This window comes from Aeromonas molluscorum 848, from assembly GCF_000388115.1.
GTDB classification, from domain to species: domain Bacteria; phylum Pseudomonadota; class Gammaproteobacteria; order Enterobacterales; family Aeromonadaceae; genus Aeromonas; species Aeromonas molluscorum.
This window is the reverse complement of record NZ_AQGQ01000002.1, coordinates 1-17325: the sequence shown is the minus strand read 5'-3', so window position 1 is coordinate 17325 and position 17325 is coordinate 1. Positions and strand designations below refer to the sequence as shown.

The 17325-nt window shown below is 57.0% G+C and carries 20 protein-coding genes; 8 read left to right on the top strand and 12 right to left on the bottom strand.

The features are described from left to right. Position 1 precedes the first annotated feature (1 nt). The 9 genes from rapZ to G113_RS00745 all read right to left on the bottom strand — a co-directional run bounded on the left by rapZ (position 2) and on the right by G113_RS00745 (position 6528). Positions 2–868 carry an RNase adapter RapZ gene (gene rapZ, locus G113_RS00785; protein ID WP_005891043.1) on the bottom strand — a complete coding sequence of 289 codons (867 nt, stop codon included), beginning with the start codon at positions 866–868 and terminating at the stop codon, positions 2–4. A 47-nt stretch (positions 869–915) separates the two neighbouring features. Then, positions 916–1362, bottom strand: a complete 447-nt coding sequence (gene ptsN, locus G113_RS00780; protein WP_005891040.1) for a PTS IIA-like nitrogen regulatory protein PtsN — start codon at positions 1360–1362, stop codon at positions 916–918. 2 nt (positions 1363–1364) lie between these two features. Continuing rightward, entirely contained in the window at positions 1365–1652 is a 288-nt protein-coding gene (hpf, locus tag G113_RS00775) for a ribosome hibernation promoting factor (RefSeq protein WP_005891038.1), read from the bottom strand. A 21-nt stretch (positions 1653–1673) separates the two neighbouring features. Further along, a complete protein-coding gene (locus tag G113_RS00770; RefSeq protein ID WP_005891034.1) occupies positions 1674–3113 on the bottom strand; it encodes an RNA polymerase factor sigma-54 in 1440 nt (479 codons plus the stop codon). Positions 3114–3178: 65 nt separating this feature from the next. Next, positions 3179–3904 (bottom strand): LPS export ABC transporter ATP-binding protein, encoded by a 726-nt coding sequence (gene lptB, locus G113_RS00765; protein ID WP_005891032.1) that lies wholly within the window; start codon positions 3902–3904, stop codon positions 3179–3181. A gap of 3 nt (positions 3905–3907) precedes the next feature. After that, positions 3908–4432: a lipopolysaccharide transport periplasmic protein LptA gene (gene lptA, locus G113_RS00760; RefSeq protein ID WP_005891029.1), complete on the bottom strand. Its 525-nt coding sequence runs from the start codon at positions 4430–4432 to the stop codon at positions 3908–3910. Then, complete coding sequence (gene lptC / locus G113_RS00755) at positions 4419–4979, bottom strand: LPS export ABC transporter periplasmic protein LptC (RefSeq protein WP_040318793.1); 561 nt, start codon at positions 4977–4979, stop codon at positions 4419–4421. Before lptC ends, lptA begins: the two co-directional genes overlap by 14 nt. After that, entirely contained in the window at positions 4979–5533 is a 555-nt protein-coding gene (gene kdsC / locus G113_RS00750) for a 3-deoxy-manno-octulosonate-8-phosphatase KdsC (RefSeq protein ID WP_005891023.1), read from the bottom strand. The genes lptC and kdsC overlap by 1 nt, the downstream gene beginning before the upstream one ends. Next, on the bottom strand, positions 5533–6528 hold the full coding sequence (locus G113_RS00745) for a KpsF/GutQ family sugar-phosphate isomerase (protein WP_005891020.1): 996 nt from the start codon (positions 6526–6528) through the stop codon (positions 5533–5535). Before G113_RS00745 ends, kdsC begins: the two co-directional genes overlap by 1 nt. 205 nt (positions 6529–6733) lie before the next feature. Between G113_RS00745 and mlaF the strand changes: the two genes are divergently transcribed. The 7 genes from mlaF to murA are packed head-to-tail and all read left to right on the top strand — an operon-like array spanning position 6734 to position 11253. Then, on the top strand, positions 6734–7534 hold the full coding sequence (gene mlaF, locus G113_RS00740; RefSeq protein WP_040318789.1) for a phospholipid ABC transporter ATP-binding protein MlaF: 801 nt from the start codon (positions 6734–6736) through the stop codon (positions 7532–7534). Then, positions 7534–8313 carry a lipid asymmetry maintenance ABC transporter permease subunit MlaE gene (gene mlaE, locus G113_RS00735; RefSeq protein WP_005891016.1) on the top strand — a complete coding sequence of 260 codons (780 nt, stop codon included), beginning with the start codon at positions 7534–7536 and terminating at the stop codon, positions 8311–8313. The genes mlaF and mlaE overlap by 1 nt, the downstream gene beginning before the upstream one ends. 7 nt (positions 8314–8320) lie before the next feature. Beyond that, positions 8321–8818, top strand: a complete 498-nt coding sequence (gene mlaD / locus G113_RS00730; RefSeq protein WP_005891014.1) for an outer membrane lipid asymmetry maintenance protein MlaD — start codon at positions 8321–8323, stop codon at positions 8816–8818. A 2-nt stretch (positions 8819–8820) separates the two neighbouring features. After that, positions 8821–9453, top strand: a complete 633-nt coding sequence (mlaC, locus tag G113_RS00725) for a phospholipid-binding protein MlaC (protein WP_005891012.1) — start codon at positions 8821–8823, stop codon at positions 9451–9453. After that, a complete protein-coding gene (locus tag G113_RS00720) occupies positions 9450–9722 on the top strand; it encodes an STAS domain-containing protein (protein WP_040318788.1) in 273 nt (90 codons plus the stop codon). Before mlaC ends, G113_RS00720 begins: the two co-directional genes overlap by 4 nt. Then, complete coding sequence (gene ibaG, locus G113_RS00715; RefSeq protein ID WP_005891007.1) at positions 9722–9979, top strand: BolA family iron metabolism protein IbaG; 258 nt, start codon at positions 9722–9724, stop codon at positions 9977–9979. Before G113_RS00720 ends, ibaG begins: the two co-directional genes overlap by 1 nt. Before the next feature lie 17 nt (positions 9980–9996). Next, entirely contained in the window at positions 9997–11253 is a 1257-nt protein-coding gene (murA, locus tag G113_RS00710; protein WP_005891004.1) for a UDP-N-acetylglucosamine 1-carboxyvinyltransferase, read from the top strand. A 75-nt stretch (positions 11254–11328) separates the two neighbouring features. Here murA and pmbA read toward each other — a convergent pair whose 3' ends face one another. Further along, complete coding sequence (gene pmbA, locus G113_RS00705) at positions 11329–12672, bottom strand: metalloprotease PmbA (protein WP_005891001.1); 1344 nt, start codon at positions 12670–12672, stop codon at positions 11329–11331. 112 nt (positions 12673–12784) lie between these two features. Between pmbA and yjgA the strand changes: the two genes are divergently transcribed. Further along, positions 12785–13309: a ribosome biogenesis factor YjgA gene (gene yjgA, locus G113_RS00700; protein ID WP_005890998.1), complete on the top strand. Its 525-nt coding sequence runs from the start codon at positions 12785–12787 to the stop codon at positions 13307–13309. 70 nt (positions 13310–13379) lie between these two features. Here yjgA and G113_RS00695 read toward each other — a convergent pair whose 3' ends face one another. Continuing rightward, positions 13380–16478 carry a transglycosylase domain-containing protein gene (locus tag G113_RS00695; protein WP_005890995.1) on the bottom strand — a complete coding sequence of 1033 codons (3099 nt, stop codon included), beginning with the start codon at positions 16476–16478 and terminating at the stop codon, positions 13380–13382. A 205-nt stretch (positions 16479–16683) separates the two neighbouring features. Then, positions 16684–17001 carry a PTS system regulator TmaR gene (gene tmaR / locus G113_RS00690; RefSeq protein ID WP_005890992.1) on the bottom strand — a complete coding sequence of 106 codons (318 nt, stop codon included), beginning with the start codon at positions 16999–17001 and terminating at the stop codon, positions 16684–16686. Positions 17002–17325 lie beyond the last annotated feature (324 nt).

Below are 17325 nucleotides of genomic sequence, written 5' to 3'. Positions count from 1 at the left end.
ATCAATGTTGCGGGTCGCGCTTGTCCAGAGTGCGATGGCGGATCTGCACGTTCTTGCCGAGCCCCTCGAAGGTGCGGGCCAGCTGCTCGGCGATAAACACCGATCGGTGCTGACCACCGGTACAGCCAATGCCGACCGTGAGGTAGCTGCGGTTATTGCGCTCCAGGGCTGGCAGCCAGGTCGCCAGCATATTCTCTATCTGCAGGGTGAACTGCATCACATCCGGCTGGCTGGCCAGGTAGCGAGCCACCGGCTCATCCTTGCCGGTAAAAGGCTTGAGCTCAGGGATCCAGTGCGGGTTGGGCAGGAAGCGGGCATCGAACACGAAGTCGGCATCCTTGGGTATCCCGTATTTGAAGCCAAACGACTCGAACACCAGCACCAGCTCGTTCTCTTTCTTGCCAAGCACCCGGGTCTTGATGAGTTCACTCAGGTCATGAATGCTGAGCCCTGTGGTGTCGATGCGCAGATCGGCACTGGCCGAGATCGGCGCCAGCAGGTGGGTCTCCTCACGGATCGCCTCGTCCAACGAGAGACTCTTGCGTGACAGCGGGTGCAGCCGGCGGCTTTCGCCGTAACGCTTGAGCAGGGTGCTGTTCTCCGCATCGAAGAAGAAGCTGCTGTACTGCACCCGACCATCATTGCGCACCTGCGCCAGTAGCGTATCGAGCCGCTCCGGATCGCTGGGCAAATTACGCACATCTATGCTGACCGCCAGCCTGTCGTACTGACTCTGTACCGAGACGATCAGCTGGGGTAACAAATTGACCGGCAGGTTGTCGACACAGTAATACCCGAGATCTTCCAGTACCCGCAGGGCGACTGTCTTGCCCGACCCGGATCGGCCACTGACTACGATGAGCTGCATCTTGCGCCCTCCCACAACAAGGAATGATTAGAGCTGAGTGATGCCCATCAGGCGGAGATCATGATCTGATAGAGATCATCATCGCTGCTGGCCTGGCGCAACTGGCGGCATACCGCCTTGTCACCAAGTTTGGATGCCATCAGGGAGAGAGTCTTGAGGTGCTGCTTGCACTCACTCTCCGGCACCAGCAAGGCAAAGAGCAGATCGACGGGCTGATTGTCGATGGAATCGAAGGGAATGGGGTCTGCGAAGGTCATCAGGACAGCCGTTGGCGGAAACTCGTCACCGATACGGCCGTGGGGAATGGCGATCCCGGCACCGATGCCGGTACTGCCCATCTTTTCGCGGGCAAGCAGGCATTCGAACAGAGCCTGGCGTGAGGTCCCCAGCCGCTCGGCGGCCAGTTCGCTGATGATTTCCAGGGCGCGTTTCTTGCTGGTACAAGGGACCGCACTCTTGGTGCAGTCCCGACTCAGTATGTGTTCAAGTTGCATAGTTATTTTTGATTTAACTTGTCTTTGTGCTTGATGATCTGTCGATCAAGTTTGTCGATCAGGGTATCTATCGCGGCATACATGTCTGCATGCTGTGAGTTGGCGAACACTTCGCCCCCGTTGACGTGTAGCTTGGCTTCGGCAATCTGGTTCAGTTTTTCTACGCTCAATACCACGTGAACATTGTTGATCTGGTCAAAGTGACGCTCGAGTTTGGCAAACTTGGTATTCACATAATCACGTAGCGCTTCGGTGATCTCTACGTGGTGTCCGGTCAAGTTAATTTGCATAACGTCTTCCTTTTGTTTTGCCTAAACCAGGCATTTGCGCTGATTGGACGGTGGTATCAACAAGGATTCACGGTATTTGGCGATCGTGCGTCGTGCCACCATAATACCCTGTTCGGCCAACAAATCCGCGATCTTGCTATCACTTAACGGTTTCGCCGGGTTCTCCGCCGTCACCAGCTTCTTGATCAAGGCGCGAATTGCAGTCGATGAGCATTCACCTCCTCCTTCGGTATTGACGTGACTTGAGAAGAAATATTTCAGTTCGAAGATGCCGCGCGGGGTATGCATGTACTTCTGGGTCGTCACCCGGGAAATAGTCGATTCATGCATCTCGACCGCCTCGGCGATGTCGTTGAGCACCATGGGTTTCATGGCCTCTTCGCCATATTCAAAGAACCCCTGCTGCTGCTCCACTATGCAAGTGGCTACTTTCAGCAGAGTTTCATTGCGGCTCTCCAGACTCTTGATGAACCATTTTGCATCTTGCAGATGGGAGCGAATGAATTGGGTATCCTGACTGGTACGCGCCTGGCGGGCCATGGCCGCATAGGTCTCGTTGACCCGAATGCGCGGTGCCGAATCCGGATTGAGCTCCACCACCCAGCGATTCTGACGCTTGATGACAGACACATCCGGGATCACATATTGAGAGTCACTCTGCACTACCCTGTTGCCGGGCCTCGGCTCGAGCTGCTGGATAAGGTCGATGACCTCCTTGAGATCCCCCTCCTTGAGACGGGTCTTGCGCGCCAGGGTGCGATAGTCACGATTGCCCAGCAAATCCATGTGCTCGCCAATCACCTCCTGCGCCTCGGCCAGCCAGGGCAGATCTGGGCTGAATTGGCCAAGCTGGATCAACAGACACTCTTGCACAGAGCGCGCGGCGATGCCAACCGGATCGAAATGCTGCACCCGCTTGAGCACGGCTTCAACCTCGTCGAGCTCGACCTCAACCTCTTCGCTGGTCACCGCCTGCCGAATATCCTCCAGGGTACTGGTCAGGTAACCGGACTCGTCAATGCCATCGATGATGGCCAGGGCGATGGCGGCATCAACATCGCTAAAAGGGGTGAGTCGCATCTGCCACAGCAGGTAATCTTGCAGGTTCTCGGTGGTTTCACCTTGGTAGACGCTGTCTTCTCCCTCAAAGACAGGACCCGCACTCTGACCGGTACCAGCGGAGTAGACGTCATCCCAGCTGCTGTCGACCGGCAACTCATCGGGCATCTGTTCCTGGGCCATGGCATCGCTGCTGTCGAGCTGACTCTCGTCTTGCTTGACCTCTGCATGGGTCTCCTGAAGCTCGGCCTCTTCTTGCTCGAGCAGGGGGTTGTTGTCGAGGGCTTGCTGGATCTCCTGCTGAAGTTCCAATGTGGAGAGCTGGAGCAGACGAATCGCTTGTTGTAACTGTGGCGTCATGGTCAATTGCTGACCGAGGCGCAACTGGAGTGTCGGCTTCATCTACGTCGGGATATCCTTATATTCAGCGAGGCGGTCATCAGCAAGCAAAGGGCAATTTCCCCTTACTATAGACTGAATTGATCGCCCAAATAGACACGCTTGACCTGTTCATCGGCCAGGATCTCGGCAGGGGTGCCTTCCGCTATCATCTGGCCATGGCTGACGATATAGGCCTTCTCACATACGTCCAGCGTCTCTCGCACGTTGTGGTCCGTGATAAGCACACCCAAGCCCCGTTCCTTGAGGTGCTGGATGATCTTCTTGATGTCGATGACTGAGATGGGATCCACCCCGGCAAAGGGTTCATCCAGCAGGATGAAGCGCGGTTCGGCGGCCAGGGCACGGGCAATCTCGACCCGGCGGCGCTCGCCACCGGACAGGCTCTGGCCCAGGTTGTCGCGAATGTGGGTGATGCTGAACTCTTCCAGCAGCTGCTCAACCTTGTCTTCGCGCTCCTCCCGACTCAACTCCTTGCGGGTCTGCATGACCCCCATGAGGTTGTCATAGACGGAGAGACGGCGAAAGATGGACGCTTCCTGAGGCAAATAGCCGATGCCATTGCGGGCACGGATATGCATGGGCTGCAGACTGATATCCTGCTCATCTATGGTGATGAGGCCCGCATCGCGCTGCACCAGGCCGACGATCATGTAAAAAGAGGTGGTTTTGCCCGCACCGTTAGGACCGAGCAGGCCCACTATCTGACCGGTACCAACTTCCAGGCTGACATCACTGACCACCATGCGCTTTTTGTAGCTCTTCTGCAGCCCTGCTGCTTTCAACACGGCCATGATTTATTTGTCCTGCTTCTTGTCGGCGGGCTTGTCGAAGTTCTCAACCTGGTCAGGCAGGAACACCGTCTTGACACGATTGGTCTCACCCTTGCTCTCGGCAATCATCTTCTGCTTGACGATGTCATAGCGGATGAGGTCCCCGTTGACCTGGCTGTCCTCCTGCTTGAGCTCGCCATTGCCAGTGATGGTCACCAGACGGTTCTTCAGCTCATAGCGAATGCTGTCACCGTGCGCATTGACCGGCTTGCCGTTGTCCAGGATCTGGAAGAAGGTGGCTGGCTTGCCATAGGCTGTCATCACCTCGGCCCCCCGCTCGCCGGAGCGGATCACCACGACCTTGTCGGCCTTAATCTTGATGGTGCCCTGGGTAATGATCACATCATCACTGAAGGTGACACGGTTGTCTTGCATCTCGGCGATCTGCTTGACTGCATCCACATACACCTTCTCGGCGAAGTCGGACTCTTTAGCATGGACGCCGCCACACAGCAGCAGCGCCAGGACGGCCAGGTTAACGTTTTTCATTGAAATAGATGGCATGACCTTGATCCAGTAATTCGAAATATTTGCGATCCAGATGGCCCTTCAGGCCTACGCCCTCGGTCTGGAACTCTTTGGCAACTATGTTGACCTGCCGATTACTTCTCACATCCTGAGTCACCAAGTCCAGTTCCAGATAGGGTGTATCCAGAGTGGAAATGAAGGAGGTAGGCAAGAGGCCATCGAGATGCACCTTGTCGCGCAGTATCACGTTGTCGTCCGTGTTGAGCACTCCTGTCTCGGCGGTCACCTTCCACTCTTCCTTGCCCTTGTCATCGAACAGATAGACGATGGGCTTGTCGAACGTAGCCTGCTCGAGCAGCTGAAAATACTCTGCATAGACAGATTCCAGCCGCTCGCTACGCTTGCCTGTCTCGTCGAAGCGGGTAGTCACCAGATCCTTGGCAATGAAGTCCGGCTGATAATGCTCTGTCTTGGTCGCGGCCGGCGGCGCCAGGGTGACGTCCCCCAGCTGCCAGATGGCCAAGGTAACCAGGAAGAGCACGGCGAACAGCAGGGTCTGGCGATTGATCATGCCGATACCTCAGCCAGCTCATCGGCATGACCCTGAGCTTGCAAGATGAGATCGCACAGCTCGCGTACAGCCCCCATACCGCCTCCCAAACGGGTGACGAGATCGGCGCGGGAGGTCACCAGCGGATGGGCATCGGCAACCGCAACCCCCAAACCACAAGCCTGCATCACGGGCAGGTCTATGGTGTCATCCCCCATATAAGCTGCCTGGGTGGCATCCAGACCCAGCTTGACCAGTAGGGCTTCAAAATGGGGCAACTTCTGCTCCGCCCCCTGTACCAGATGCTTGACTCCGAGGCTCGCCATCCGGTTGCTGACGATCCGCGAGTTGCGGCCGGTGATGATGGCTATCTCAATCCCCGCCTTCATCAGGGCCTTCATGCCTGCCCCATCCCGGGTACAGAAGGTCTTGAGCTCTTCGCCATCATTGCCCATATAGATGAGGCCATTGGAGAGTACGCCATCCACATCGCACACCAGCAGGCGAATACGGGCAGCCTTCTCATACTGGCCTGCCGTCACTGGACCATAAGGCGTCGCAATCTGTTGCATCAAATCACTCCCGCCTTAAGCAGATCGTGCATGTTGAAGGCACCGAGCGGTCGTTTGTCCGCATCAACTACCAACAAGCCATTGATTTTTTTGGTTTCCATCAGCTTTACCGCCTCGGCAGCCATCATCTCTGGTCTTACGGTAACACAGTTGGCTGTCATCACCTGCGCGATAGACGTGCTGTGGATATCCACCCGCAAATCCAGAATGCGGCGCAGGTCTCCATCGGTGAACAGGCCAGCCAGCAGACCATCGGCATCGACTACGGCCGTCATGCCGAGACCCTTGCTGCTCACCTCCAGCAAGGCCTGACTGATGGTGGCATCTATCCCCACCTGGGGCAACAGATCTCCGGCATGCATCAAATCGCCAACCCGCAGCAGCAGACGCTTGCCCAGGGATCCCCCCGGATGGGAGAGCGCGAAGTCATCGGCGGTGAACCCCCTGGCTTCAAGCAGAGCAACCGCCAGGGCATCCCCCATCACCAACGTAGCCGTGGTGCTGGAGGTGGGAGCCAGTCCCAGGGGACAGGCCTCCTGCTCGACCCTGACGCAGAGATGCACATTCGCCTCTTTGGCCATGGTAGAGGTCGGGTTACCGGTCATGCAAATGAGCGGTATACCACGGCGCTTGAGTACCGGCAGCAGGGCCAGGATCTCGTCGCTCTCCCCTGAATTGGAGATGGCGATGATGAGATCCCCAGCCGAGATCATGCCAAGATCGCCATGACTGGCTTCACCGGGGTGTAAGAAGAAGGCGGGAGTGCCAGTGCTGGCAAGGGTGGCGGCAATCTTGTTGCCTATATGGCCGGACTTGCCCATGCCAGTGACGACTATCTTGCCAGCGCAGCTCAGCATCAGCTGGCAGGCTCGCACGAACGTCTCATCCAGGTACTGATGCAAGCCCTCAATGGCTTGTTTCTCTATGTTCAGCACCGCTTTGGCACTGCGACGAAAATCGAACATTTCAGACAGGTTTTCAGGCTTGACAGACATATAGGGACAGCTCCGGGCCGAAATTAGCTGCGGGATTATAAAAAAGTCTGCCCAGATAAGCGAATCTGATGGTTTCTGGCGAACATGATGGGGAGTAAAGGCCGGAAACTGTCACCGACAAAGCGGGCCTGCCTGCTCAATAGTTGTTCCTTACTGTTGCTTAGACCTAGACTAGCCCATAAAATTCGCTCTTCATTTGCACCCGATGGACAATTGTTTGAACAACGATCTGATCACCATCTCCGATCTCAGCTTCAGTCACGGCGATCGCCTGCTCTACGACAACATCAGCCTCACCATACCCCGTGGCAAGGTGACTGCTGTGATGGGGCCAAGCGGGATCGGCAAGACCACGCTGCTGCGGCTGATCGGCGGTCAACTCAAACCCGATGCCGGTACCATATTGTTTGACGGTGAGGATGTGCCCAGCCTGTCGCGCAGCCGCCTCTATACCCTGCGCAAGCGGATGAGCATGCTGTTCCAGAGTGGTGCCCTCTTTACCGGTATGACGGTGTTTGACAACGTGGCCTTCCCCCTGCGTGAGCACTCCGGATTGCCCGAGGAGCTGATCCACACCATCGCCATGATGAAGCTGGAAGCGGTCGGCCTGCGCGGTGCAGCATCCCTGATGCCTTCCCAGCTATCTGGCGGCATGGCCAGACGTGCGGCCCTGGCCAGAGCGATCGCCCTGGATCCGGACCTCATCATGTTCGATGAGCCCTTTGTCGGCCAGGATCCCATCACCATGGGGGTGCTGGTCAAACTCATCCGCGAGCTCAATGACGCCCTCGGCATCACCTCCGTGATCGTCACTCACGATGTCACCGAGGTGATGAGCATTGCCGATTACGCTTATATCATCGCCAATCGCAAGATAGTGGCCCAGGGCACCCCCCAACAGCTGCGGGAAGACAGCAACCCAGAGGTCGAACAGTTCCTGCAGGGGCTGCCCGATGGTCCGGTTCCATTTCATTTCCCGGCTGGCGAACTGCTACAGGATCTATGATGTTGATAAGTCAAATAACCCAGTTGGGGCGATCCGGGATCCAGTCTCTGACCGCCATGGGACGAGCGACCATCATGCTGTTTCACGCCCTGGCTGGTCGCCCGCAACCGTGCAAACACTTCCCGCTGCTTATCCAGCAGCTCTATGTAGTGGGGGTGCAATCGGTCGCCATCATCCTGGTCTCCGGTCTCTTCATCGGTATGGTGCTCTCCTTGCAGGGTTACAACGTACTGAAAGACTTCGGTGCGGAAGGCAGTCTGGGGCCGCTGGTCTCCCTCTCCCTGCTCCGTGAACTGGGTCCTGTGGTGACGGCTCTGCTGTTCGCAGGGCGAGCCGGTTCAGCGCTCACCGCCGAGATAGGCTTGATGAAGGCGACCGAACAGCTCTCCAGCCTGGAGATGATGGCGGTCGATCCCCTGCGCCGTGTGGTAGCGCCCCGTTTCTGGGCAGGCGTCATCAGCATGCCGTTGCTGGCCTTCATGTTCAGCCTGGTCGGCATCATGGGTGCCAAATTAGTCGGTGTAGACTGGCTAGGAGTCGATGAGGGTGGCTTCTGGTCAGCCATGCAGGCCGCGGTAGACTGGCAGGACGACATAATGCAGGGCGCCATCAAGAGTGTGATCTTCGCCTTGGTCGTCACCTGGATTGCGCTCTTTAACGGCTATGATGCCAAGCCCACCTCGGCTGGGATAAGCCAGGCCACGACCCGCACCGTGGTCAACTCCTCCCTGGCCGTGCTCGGCCTGGATTTTATACTCACCGCAATCATGTTTGGATAAGGTAAAGATGAAGTTCAGCAAAGTAGAATTCCTGGTTGGCGCCTTCATGCTGGCCGGCATCGCAGCCATTCTGGCTTTGGCACTGCAAGTCGCAGGTTTGAGCTTTAAACCGGAGGGAGAAACCTATACCCTGCGCGCCCATTTCGATAATATCGGCGGCCTGAAAGTACGTTCGCCGGTCAAGGTGGGCGGTGTGGTAGTCGGTCGAGTCAGTGATATCACTCTGGACAGCAAAAACCAGGTGCCCGTTGTCACTCTGGAGATGCAAAAGAGCGCCGGAGAATTCTCTGAAACCAGCACGCTCTCCATCCTGACCTCTGGTCTGCTCGGCGAGCAGTATATTGGTCTGGTACCCGGTTTCTCCGACGAGGAGATGGGAACGGGCATGCTCAAGAATGGCGACACCATAGAAGACACCAAGTCCGCCATAGTGCTCGAGGACCTGATTGGCAAATTCCTGTACAGCCAGTCTTCCGATAGCAAAGACGATACCAACAAGGAGTAACCATGTTGAAAAAAATGACCCTGCTGTTCGGGCTGATGGCCAGCATACTGTTCTCCTTGGTTGCCCAGGCAGAGAGCTACCCGAGCGACCCCTACGCCTTGGTCGATACCGCCGCCAAGCAGACGTTCGCTCGCCTGAAGGCCGATCAGAGTCAGATCAAGCAGAACCCGGATCATCTGCGGGTCATCATTCGTGAAGAGCTGCTGCCTTACATAGATACCCGCTTTGCCGCCTACAAGGTGCTCGGCAACCAGATCAAAGAGACCACCCCGGCCCAGCGTGATGCCTTCGTGCAGGTGTTCACCGAATACATGGTCAGCTCCTATGCCGATGCCCTTGCCCATTTTGACAAACAAGTGGTCAAGGTCGAACCGGGCAAGCCCGCGACCGGCAGCATCACGGCGGTCAGCGTCAGCGTCAAGGAGAGTGGCAAGCCCGATCTCTTCCTCGAATTCAAGCTGCGCAAGAACAACAAGACCGGTGAGTGGAAAGCATTCGACATGGTGGCCGAAGGCATCAGCCTGCTCTCCGCCAAGCAGAGCGAGCTCGGTGGCCTGATCCGCCAGAATGGCATAGACGCCGTGATTGCCCAGCTGCAGGCCCACAATGCCAAGCCGCTGGCCCTCAAATCATGATGTTCGGTACCGACCTGCAATCCGAGCAGGTCATCACTCTGTGGCAGAGCCGCGACCAGTGGTGGCAGCAAGATAGTCTGGACCTGAGCCGGGTCGAGCGGCTCGACTCCGCCGGACTGGCACTGCTGGTCAAGTGGGCCAAGGCCGCACTGGCAAGGGGTAGTCAACCTCAGTTGATCAACGCCACCGCCGACATATATACCCTGGCGACCCTGTACGGGGTCGTCGGTCTTTTTCAACCCATTGCGCAACAAACCGAGGACGCATAATGCAAGTCTCTGAAATTGAAGCACTACTCCTAGAGGCATTGCCCCTGTCCGAAGTGCACGTCAAAGGGGATGGCAGTCACTATCAGGTGATCGCCGTCGGCGACATGTTCGACGGCATGAGTCGAGTCAAGAAGCAGCAGGCCATCTACGCCCCGCTGATGGACAAGATCGCCACCAACGCCATTCATGCCCTCTCCATCAAGGCCTTTACGCCGACCGAGTGGGCCCGTGAACGCAAATTTATCCTGCCCTCCTGATTTGGTATTTAAGTAACATGGACAAATTCAAGATCGATGGTCGTTGCACCCTCAACGGCGAAGTGACCATCTCCGGCGCCAAAAACGCTGCCCTGCCGATCCTGTTCGCCACCTTGCTGTGTGACGAAGAGATCCAGCTCTCCAACGTGCCCCGCCTCAAAGACGTCGGCACCACCCTCAAGCTGCTAGAGATGCTGGGTGCCAGCACCAAGGTCAATGGCAACGTGACCGTGCTGACCGGAGCCGTCAACAACCACGTCGCCCCCTATGAGCTGGTCAAGACCATGCGAGCCTCCATCCTGGCGCTCGGCCCCCTGGCCGCACGCTTCGGTGCCGCAGATGTCTCCCTGCCTGGCGGTTGCGCCATTGGGGCCCGTCCGGTCAACCTGCACGTGCACGGTCTGGAGCTGATGGGTGCCAAGATTGCCATCGAAGATGGCTACATCAAGGCTCGCGTCGATGGTCGCCTCAAGGGTGCCCACATACTGATGGATATGATCTCCGTCACCGGCACCGAGAACCTGATGATGGCCGCAGCCCTGGCTGAGGGTCGTACCGTGATCGAAAACGCCGCCCGTGAGCCGGAAGTGGTCGATCTGGCCAACTTCCTCAACACGCTCGGCGCCAAGGTTCAGGGAGCAGGCACAGATACCCTGACCATCGACGGGGTTGAGAAGCTGCACGGAGGCGCCTACAGCGTCCAGCCGGATCGCATCGAAACCGGTACCTTCCTGGTCGGTGCCGCCGTCACTGGCGGTAAAGTTGTCTGCCGCAAGACGGATCCTTCCCTGCTGGAAGCTGTGCTGGTCAAGCTGGAGGAGGCGGGCGCGCTCATCGAGAAGGGCTCAGACTGGATCAGCCTGGATATGACAGGCCGCACCCTCAAGCCGGTCACCATCAAGACGGCCCCCTACCCGGCCTTCCCGACCGATATGCAGGCTCAGTTCACCGTGTTGAACGCCGTCGCCAAAGGCACCGGCATGGTCACCGAGACCATCTTCGAGAACCGCTTCATGCACGTGCCAGAGCTGGTACGTATGGGGGCAGACATCGAGCTGCAGGGCAACGTTGCCATCTGCCGTGATACCGAACAGCTCAAGGGTGCCCAGGTCATGGCCACCGACCTGCGTGCCTCAGCCAGCCTGGTACTGGCCGGTTTCGTCGCCGAAGGCACGACCATAGTCGAGCGTATCTATCACATCGACCGTGGCTACGAAGACATAGAGCACAAGCTGCAGGCCCTGGGTGGCCGTATCGAGCGCATCAAAGAGTAAACGCTCTTTCGGCCAACAAAAACGGCCCCCTCGCCTGGCGAGGGGGCCGTTTTATTTTGCCGTGCTGGGCAAGACTCAGTGGCCGGCCAGCTTCATATTCTCAACCAGCACTGAACCTGTCTTGAGGCTGGAACGTTCATCCTCGTCGGTACCGACCGCCACTATCTGGCGGTACATGTCATTGAGGTTGCCCGCGATGGTGATCTCCTCGACCGGGTAGGCTATCTCGCCATTCTCGACCCAGAACCCTGCCGCACCACGAGAGTAGTCACCATTGACGATATTGACGCCCTGCCCCATCAGCTCGGTCACCAGCAGACCCGTGCCCATCTCCTTGAGCAGTGTCTGGAAATCCTGACCCGTATTTGACACCTGCCAGTTGTGGATGCCACCGGCATGGCCCGTGGTGGTTAATCCCAGCTTGCGCGCGGAGTAGGAGGTGAGCAACCAGCTCATCAGGCTGCCATCGCGGATGATGTCGCGATCCTGGGTTCGAACCCCCTCACCATCGAAGGGCGAGCTGGCCAAGCCACCCAGCAGATGAGGGAACTCCTGGATCCTGAGCCACGCAGGCAGGATCTGTTCGCCCAGCCGACCTTGCAGGAAGCTCGACTTGCGATAGAGATTGCCGCCACTGATGGCCATGACCAAATGCCCCCACAGGCCAGCTGCGGTATCGGGGTGAAAGAGCACGGGGGCATGGCGGGTCGTTATCTTGCGGGCACCAAGGCGGGCGACAGTTCGCTCTACCGCCTCGTCCGCGATGCGCTGCGGGCTCCAGAGCCCGGCAAGATCACGACTGGAGGAGTAACCATAATCGCGCTGCATGTCGCCATCTTGCTCGCCGATCAGCATGCAGCTCAGGGAATTGCGCGAGGCCGCATAACCCTTCACAAAACCGTGACTGTTGCCATAGACCTTGATGCCGAGGTGACTGGAGAAACCGGCGCCATCGGAGTGCTTGATCCGGCTGTCGCGATTCAGGGCCAGACGCTCGCACTCGATTGCCAGCGCGATGCCGCGCTGGGGATCCAGCTCTATGGGGTGGCAGAGCTGCAAATCCGGGGCATCCCAGGCGAGCAGATCGGGCTCGGCCAGGCCAGCACAATCATCGGCCGAGGTGTGACGGGCAATCTCGATGGCCGCCTCGACAGCCGCGCGGATGGCTGACTTGCTCAGATCCGTGGTCGAGGAGGAGCCCTTGCAGCCATTGCGGTAAACGGCGATGCCCAAGGCCCCGTCCTTGTTGAATTCGATGCTTTCCAATTCGCAGCCGCGGGTATTGACCGACAAACCGGTCTGCTTGCTGATAGAGACCTCCGCCAACGAGGCGCCCAGCCCTTTGGCAATCTCAAGCGCCTCGGCCACCACGGCCTCCAGTTGCGTCTGATCCTGGCGGATTTCGTCTTGCTGCGTCATAACTCAAGTCTGCGTGAAGAAAGGAAGGGGGCTAAGCATATCAGACCCCTGCGCCCAGCGGGAGAAACTGGTAACATATCAACCAAACGCGAATGACAGGATATGAAGAATAATGAGCCACTTTAACGATGAGCAAGAGTTGGATGACTGGGGCCCCAGCAAGAGCCAGTTGAAGCGCGAGGCCGAGATACTGCAGCAAATGGGTGATGATCTCGTCGATCTCAGCCACAGTGAGCTGGAACGCATCACACTGGACGAAGAGCTGGCCGACGCCATCGAACTGGGTCGTAAACTCAAGCCCAAGAAGGATGAGTCATACCGCCGTCACCTGCAGTTCATCGGTAAACTGATGCGCAGTCGCGACATTGCGCCCATCACTGAAGCGCTGTCGATTTTCAAGAATCGCCACTCCACCATCAATGCTCGCCTGCACCGTCTCGAGCAGTGGCGCGAGCGCTTGATCAATGAAGGGGACGAGGCACTCAACGAGCTGATGTCACAGTTCCATGAACTGGATCGCCAGAAGCTGCGTCAGTTGATCCGCAATGCCAAGAAAGAGCGCGAACATAACAAGCCGCCTGCGGCGTTTCGCGAGATCTATCAGTACCTGCGTGGCGAGATAGAAGACCAGCTGTAAGCTGACTGCTGGACGAGTAGCACCATAAAAAGCGGGGCCGAAAGGCCCCGTTTTCATATCTAGCATCTTCTCAACCAGGCACTGGCGCCAGACACTGGGTCTGGGTTCCAGGCACCAGATACGGTGTGAGCAAGGGAGCCATGCCCTTGAGTACCTGTACCGGCAGCGCCGACGTGAAGCGGAACTTGTCTGACTGACTGCCGGGTACATAGGCGGTCAGGGTACCGAAGTGATCCTCTCCTATGTAGAACACGAAGGTTGCCGTGCGGTTGCGAGCCAAAGAGCTGGTGACATTGCCATAGCGCCCTACGGTTTCGAGCCTGTTGTCCCCTGTCCCCGTCTTGCCCCCCATCGTCAGTACAGTGCCATCGGCCAGGGTAAAAGCACCCGAGATGCGCCGGGCCGTACCGCCTTCCACGACCCTGGACAAGGCTCCTCGCAGGGCTGTCGCCACCTCTGAGGGTAGTACTCGCTCACCTTGAGTATGGAGTGGCTCGAACTCGGTCTCGAATGGCGTGCCCTTGGCAAACGACAGGTGGTCGATGCGCAAGGTAGGTGCCCGGATACCATCATTCTGAATGATGCCCATCAGCTCGGCCAGAGCCGCTGGCCTGTCGCCCGAGCTGCCCAACGCTGTGGCCAGAGAGGGCACCAGGTGATCAAACGGATAGCCGAGCTTGACCCAACGCTGATGGATATCGAGGAAGGCCTCCACCTCCAGCATGGTGCGAACCCGGGTATCCCGAGCGCTGCGATGACGGGTCTTGAACAGCCAGCTATAAACCTCCTGACGCTCATCCCGGCTCGCCATGACCGCATCGGCGAAGGTCGCCTTCTCATAGGCCTTGAGATAGGAAACCAGCCAGAGCTCGAGGGGATGCACCCGAGCGATATAGCCCTGATCCGGTAGTGAATACTGACCAGGACCATAAGAGTCATAGAGCTGGGCGATACGCTTGTCATTGAGCTTGATGCGCAGCACCTTGGGCAGACGGGCATCCAGGAAGGCGGTAAAGGTCGGCAGATCCGCATTCGGATAGAGATAGCGATGCACCGCCGCCAGACGGCTGGCGCTGGGCCTCAAGCCGTCCAGGAAGGTATCTATCTGCTCGGTCGGCGTCTTGCCGCGATATTTGCGCCAGAAGCGCAACAGATAGGTCTGCCCCTCTTTGTCGGCAAACCGGGTGAGGTACTCGGTACGGCGCGGATCCCGGTCATCCTTGAGCAGCTGAGTACGGTTACCTTCCTTGTAAAGGGTGTAGCGCACTAGATCGCGCATCAGACGCACGAATGGCAAGTTGAGAGACTCGCGCAGCGCATCACGGATCGAGGGATTGCGATTGTTATCGTACTTGTTGAAGTTGTTGAAGGTGTGCATGCCGCCGCCGGTGAAGAAGCCTTCATAGGGGCTGGCTGAATATTTGCGGTCCAGTGCGACCTCCAGCATGGCGGGCAGGCTCTTATCCTTGGCCGAGGCCAGATAGGATACAGCCCAGCGGCTGATATTGTCCTGAGGAGATAGATCCAGCTTGCGCAGGCTCTCGACCGGCATAGTCGCATAGCTGTCATGCAGTTCGGCAACTATCTGCAGATAGGTCGTCAGCACCCGCAACTTGGCGGTAGAGCCCAGTTCCAGCTTGCTGCCTTCGTTGATGTCAAAAGGCTGATCCGTGTTGTCCGTCTGTACCCGAACCTTGAAACCATCCTGGGATTTTTCGAACAAGGTAAAGCTATAACGCACATCCCCCGTCTTCTCCGGCGAGAGTAACCGCTCACCAAATAAACCAACCTTCTCGGCAAAGACAGGATCGGCCAGCTGATGCAGGTAGCCCGTGATCTCTTTTTGCAGTGGCATGTTAAGGCTGGTCTCGGCGGTCAAATCCATACGATCCAGATCGTACAGCTGTACCCCGAGCTGGCGGCTCAAGCGAGTGCGAGCGACTTGCAATCCCTTGTTGTTGTTGACTTTGGTAATGGCCGGAGACTGCAGGAAATCCCGGTATTTGATGTTGGCCTTCAACGCGGCAGCCATCAGATCCGGGGTAATCATGCCCTCTTGCACAAAGAGACGCAGATAGCTGTCGGTGAGAGTGGACAGGGCATCACGCCCCTGGGCTAGGTAGTAGGAGGGGCGACGGTGAGCGATCATCAAGGAGACCACCTGACGCAGCGCCAACCCCTTATCGTCCAGAGAGGCATCCTGATTGAGAGAGGGGTCGAGCAGACGATTCACTTCGGCCACATCGGCACCAAACCATACCCAGAGACCATCTCCCAGCCCATGCACTTCGCCATGGCCAGGCGCCGCCGACAAGGGAACAGAGTTGAGGTAGGCCCAGGCAACCAGTTTGCGCGCCTCCAGCGTCTCGGGACCCAGGCGATAAGCCCGCACGCTGGCTGAAATCATCTGACGGATCTTCTCGGTCGGCGAGACCGTCAAGCCATCGGGTGAGTGCCGGTATTTCTCCACCTGGGTAGCCAGGGTACTGCCACCCGCAGACTGCCCTTCCATATCCAGCGCCTTGCCAAGTTGGGAGACGGCCGCCTTGGTAAAACGTGGCCAGTCAACGGCGGGATTAGCCAAAGGCTCCTCATTACTAAGCAGATCGCGATTCTCAATAAACAACAAAGACTGCACGACCAGAGGCGGGATCGAGGCAAAATCCGGGTAGTAATAACTGGGATAATGGAAATCGTAGAAAGCTTCGGCTCGGCAGTCATGCAAGGTCAGACCAGCCTGCACCTTTTCGGTATATGGCACAAAGAAACCGCGCTTGGCATAGTCGTAGAGCGCATCGGAGAAACGTACCTGTGCGCTCACCTCATAGCCCCGCTGAAGCAAACGCTCCTGCATCATGGGCAACAAGACATAGCCTAACCGTTTATCAAAGGGACCATCGTCCGGGAAGATAATCTGTTTGCTCGGCCCAGGTTCGACCTGATAGGTCAGCCTAGTCGCATAGCGGGAAATCTCTTGCGACTGCAACTTGGAGGTTTTCATTTCGTAAGCGATCAACAGGCCTGCCGCTATCAGGCAGAGCAAGATGAACAGACAAAGCAACCAACGCCACCAGGGGCGACGCTTGCGCTTTTTGGAACCGCCCTCTGGCGGGACGGGAAACTCTTGAGGTGCCACTGTATCCAGATCCGTCCGTTGTAATGCGCCCATATTTGCCCACCATGGTTACGCAATTTATTGTGTTTCACTCAAGCTTAGTCTTTTCAAGTCAATGGCTTGAAAACTATTCACCGCTTCGTGCCGATGGTAACAAGCCTACTTCCAAAATGGGAGTCAATTGTCTCGCGCCAACCCTCTCTACTCATGCAAAAACACCGGCGATAAGCCGGTGTTCAATATATCTATCCTGGATGGATTATTTATGCGAGCTCATCGCTTTCAGCTTGGTACTCAGCTCTTTGCGCTCCTTGGAGAGCTCTGCATTCTTGATGATATGATCATCAACCCGCTCTTCATAGTCGGTGCGCATGTTGGCAATGATGGCCTGAACTTCATCGATGCTCATGCCCTGTTTAATGTAGTCACTCAGGTTATCGAGCAGCAGTACCCGCTTCTGGTTATCACGGATCTTTTTCTCATTATCGGTGATCTCGCGCTTGAGCTTGTTCTGACGACGAGACATACGCACGTATTCCAATACATCGCTAAAAGTAGATTTATTTACTTGTTCCATATCGATACCACTGACTCAAGGTTGATAAAAGCGGGGAAGGTTACACCTGATGCGAAAGACTATCATCGGAAAAGCAGGCGAACATCACATGTCTTTACTCTACCGAGTTATATGACAGATACAAGCCTATTGCGTGCTAACGCCAGAGGTCTTGCCAGTAAACATATGATTTGGAAAGAGGAAGTAAGCAGAAGGTAACATGACGGATCTATTCTTTCCCAAATCGCAGGCATCAAAAAAGCCCGCTCGTGAGAGCGGGCTTTTAAGGTCTTGCTACCAATAAGAAGCATCCGCTTCTTCTGGCCAGTCACATCGCTGCGACTG

Bases quoted from the DNA above. Each gene is read 5' to 3' on its own strand.
- G113_RS00745 (WP_005891020.1), bottom strand. From the start codon at position 6,528: ATGTCTGTCAAGCCTGAAAACCTGTCTGAAATGTTCGATTTTCGTCGC.
- yjgA (WP_005890998.1), top strand. From the start codon at position 12,785: ATGAGCCACTTTAACGATGAGCAAGAGTTGGATGACTGGGGCCCCAGC.
- lptB (WP_005891032.1), bottom strand. From the start codon at position 3,904: ATGGCCGTGTTGAAAGCAGCAGGGCTGCAGAAGAGCTACAAAAAGCGC.
- G113_RS00770 (WP_005891034.1), bottom strand. From the start codon at position 3,113: ATGAAGCCGACACTCCAGTTGCGCCTCGGTCAGCAATTGACCATGACG.
- ibaG (WP_005891007.1), top strand. From the start codon at position 9,722: ATGCAAGTCTCTGAAATTGAAGCACTACTCCTAGAGGCATTGCCCCTG.
- lptA (WP_005891029.1), bottom strand. From the start codon at position 4,432: ATGAAAAACGTTAACCTGGCCGTCCTGGCGCTGCTGCTGTGTGGCGGC.
- mlaC (WP_005891012.1), top strand. From the start codon at position 8,821: ATGTTGAAAAAAATGACCCTGCTGTTCGGGCTGATGGCCAGCATACTG.
- murA (WP_005891004.1), top strand. From the start codon at position 9,997: ATGGACAAATTCAAGATCGATGGTCGTTGCACCCTCAACGGCGAAGTG.
- hpf (WP_005891038.1), bottom strand. From the start codon at position 1,652: ATGCAAATTAACTTGACCGGACACCACGTAGAGATCACCGAAGCGCTA.
- pmbA (WP_005891001.1), bottom strand. From the start codon at position 12,672: ATGACGCAGCAAGACGAAATCCGCCAGGATCAGACGCAACTGGAGGCC.
- mlaD (WP_005891014.1), top strand. From the start codon at position 8,321: ATGAAGTTCAGCAAAGTAGAATTCCTGGTTGGCGCCTTCATGCTGGCC.
- mlaF (WP_040318789.1), top strand. From the start codon at position 6,734: ATGGACAATTGTTTGAACAACGATCTGATCACCATCTCCGATCTCAGC.
- mlaE (WP_005891016.1), top strand. From the start codon at position 7,534: ATGTTGATAAGTCAAATAACCCAGTTGGGGCGATCCGGGATCCAGTCT.
- rapZ (WP_005891043.1), bottom strand. From the start codon at position 868: ATGCAGCTCATCGTAGTCAGTGGCCGATCCGGGTCGGGCAAGACAGTC.
- G113_RS00695 (WP_005890995.1), bottom strand. From the start codon at position 16,478: ATGGGCGCATTACAACGGACGGATCTGGATACAGTGGCACCTCAAGAG.
- kdsC (WP_005891023.1), bottom strand. From the start codon at position 5,533: ATGCAACAGATTGCGACGCCTTATGGTCCAGTGACGGCAGGCCAGTAT.
- ptsN (WP_005891040.1), bottom strand. From the start codon at position 1,362: ATGCAACTTGAACACATACTGAGTCGGGACTGCACCAAGAGTGCGGTC.
- tmaR (WP_005890992.1), bottom strand. From the start codon at position 17,001: ATGGAACAAGTAAATAAATCTACTTTTAGCGATGTATTGGAATACGTG.
- G113_RS00720 (WP_040318788.1), top strand. From the start codon at position 9,450: ATGATGTTCGGTACCGACCTGCAATCCGAGCAGGTCATCACTCTGTGG.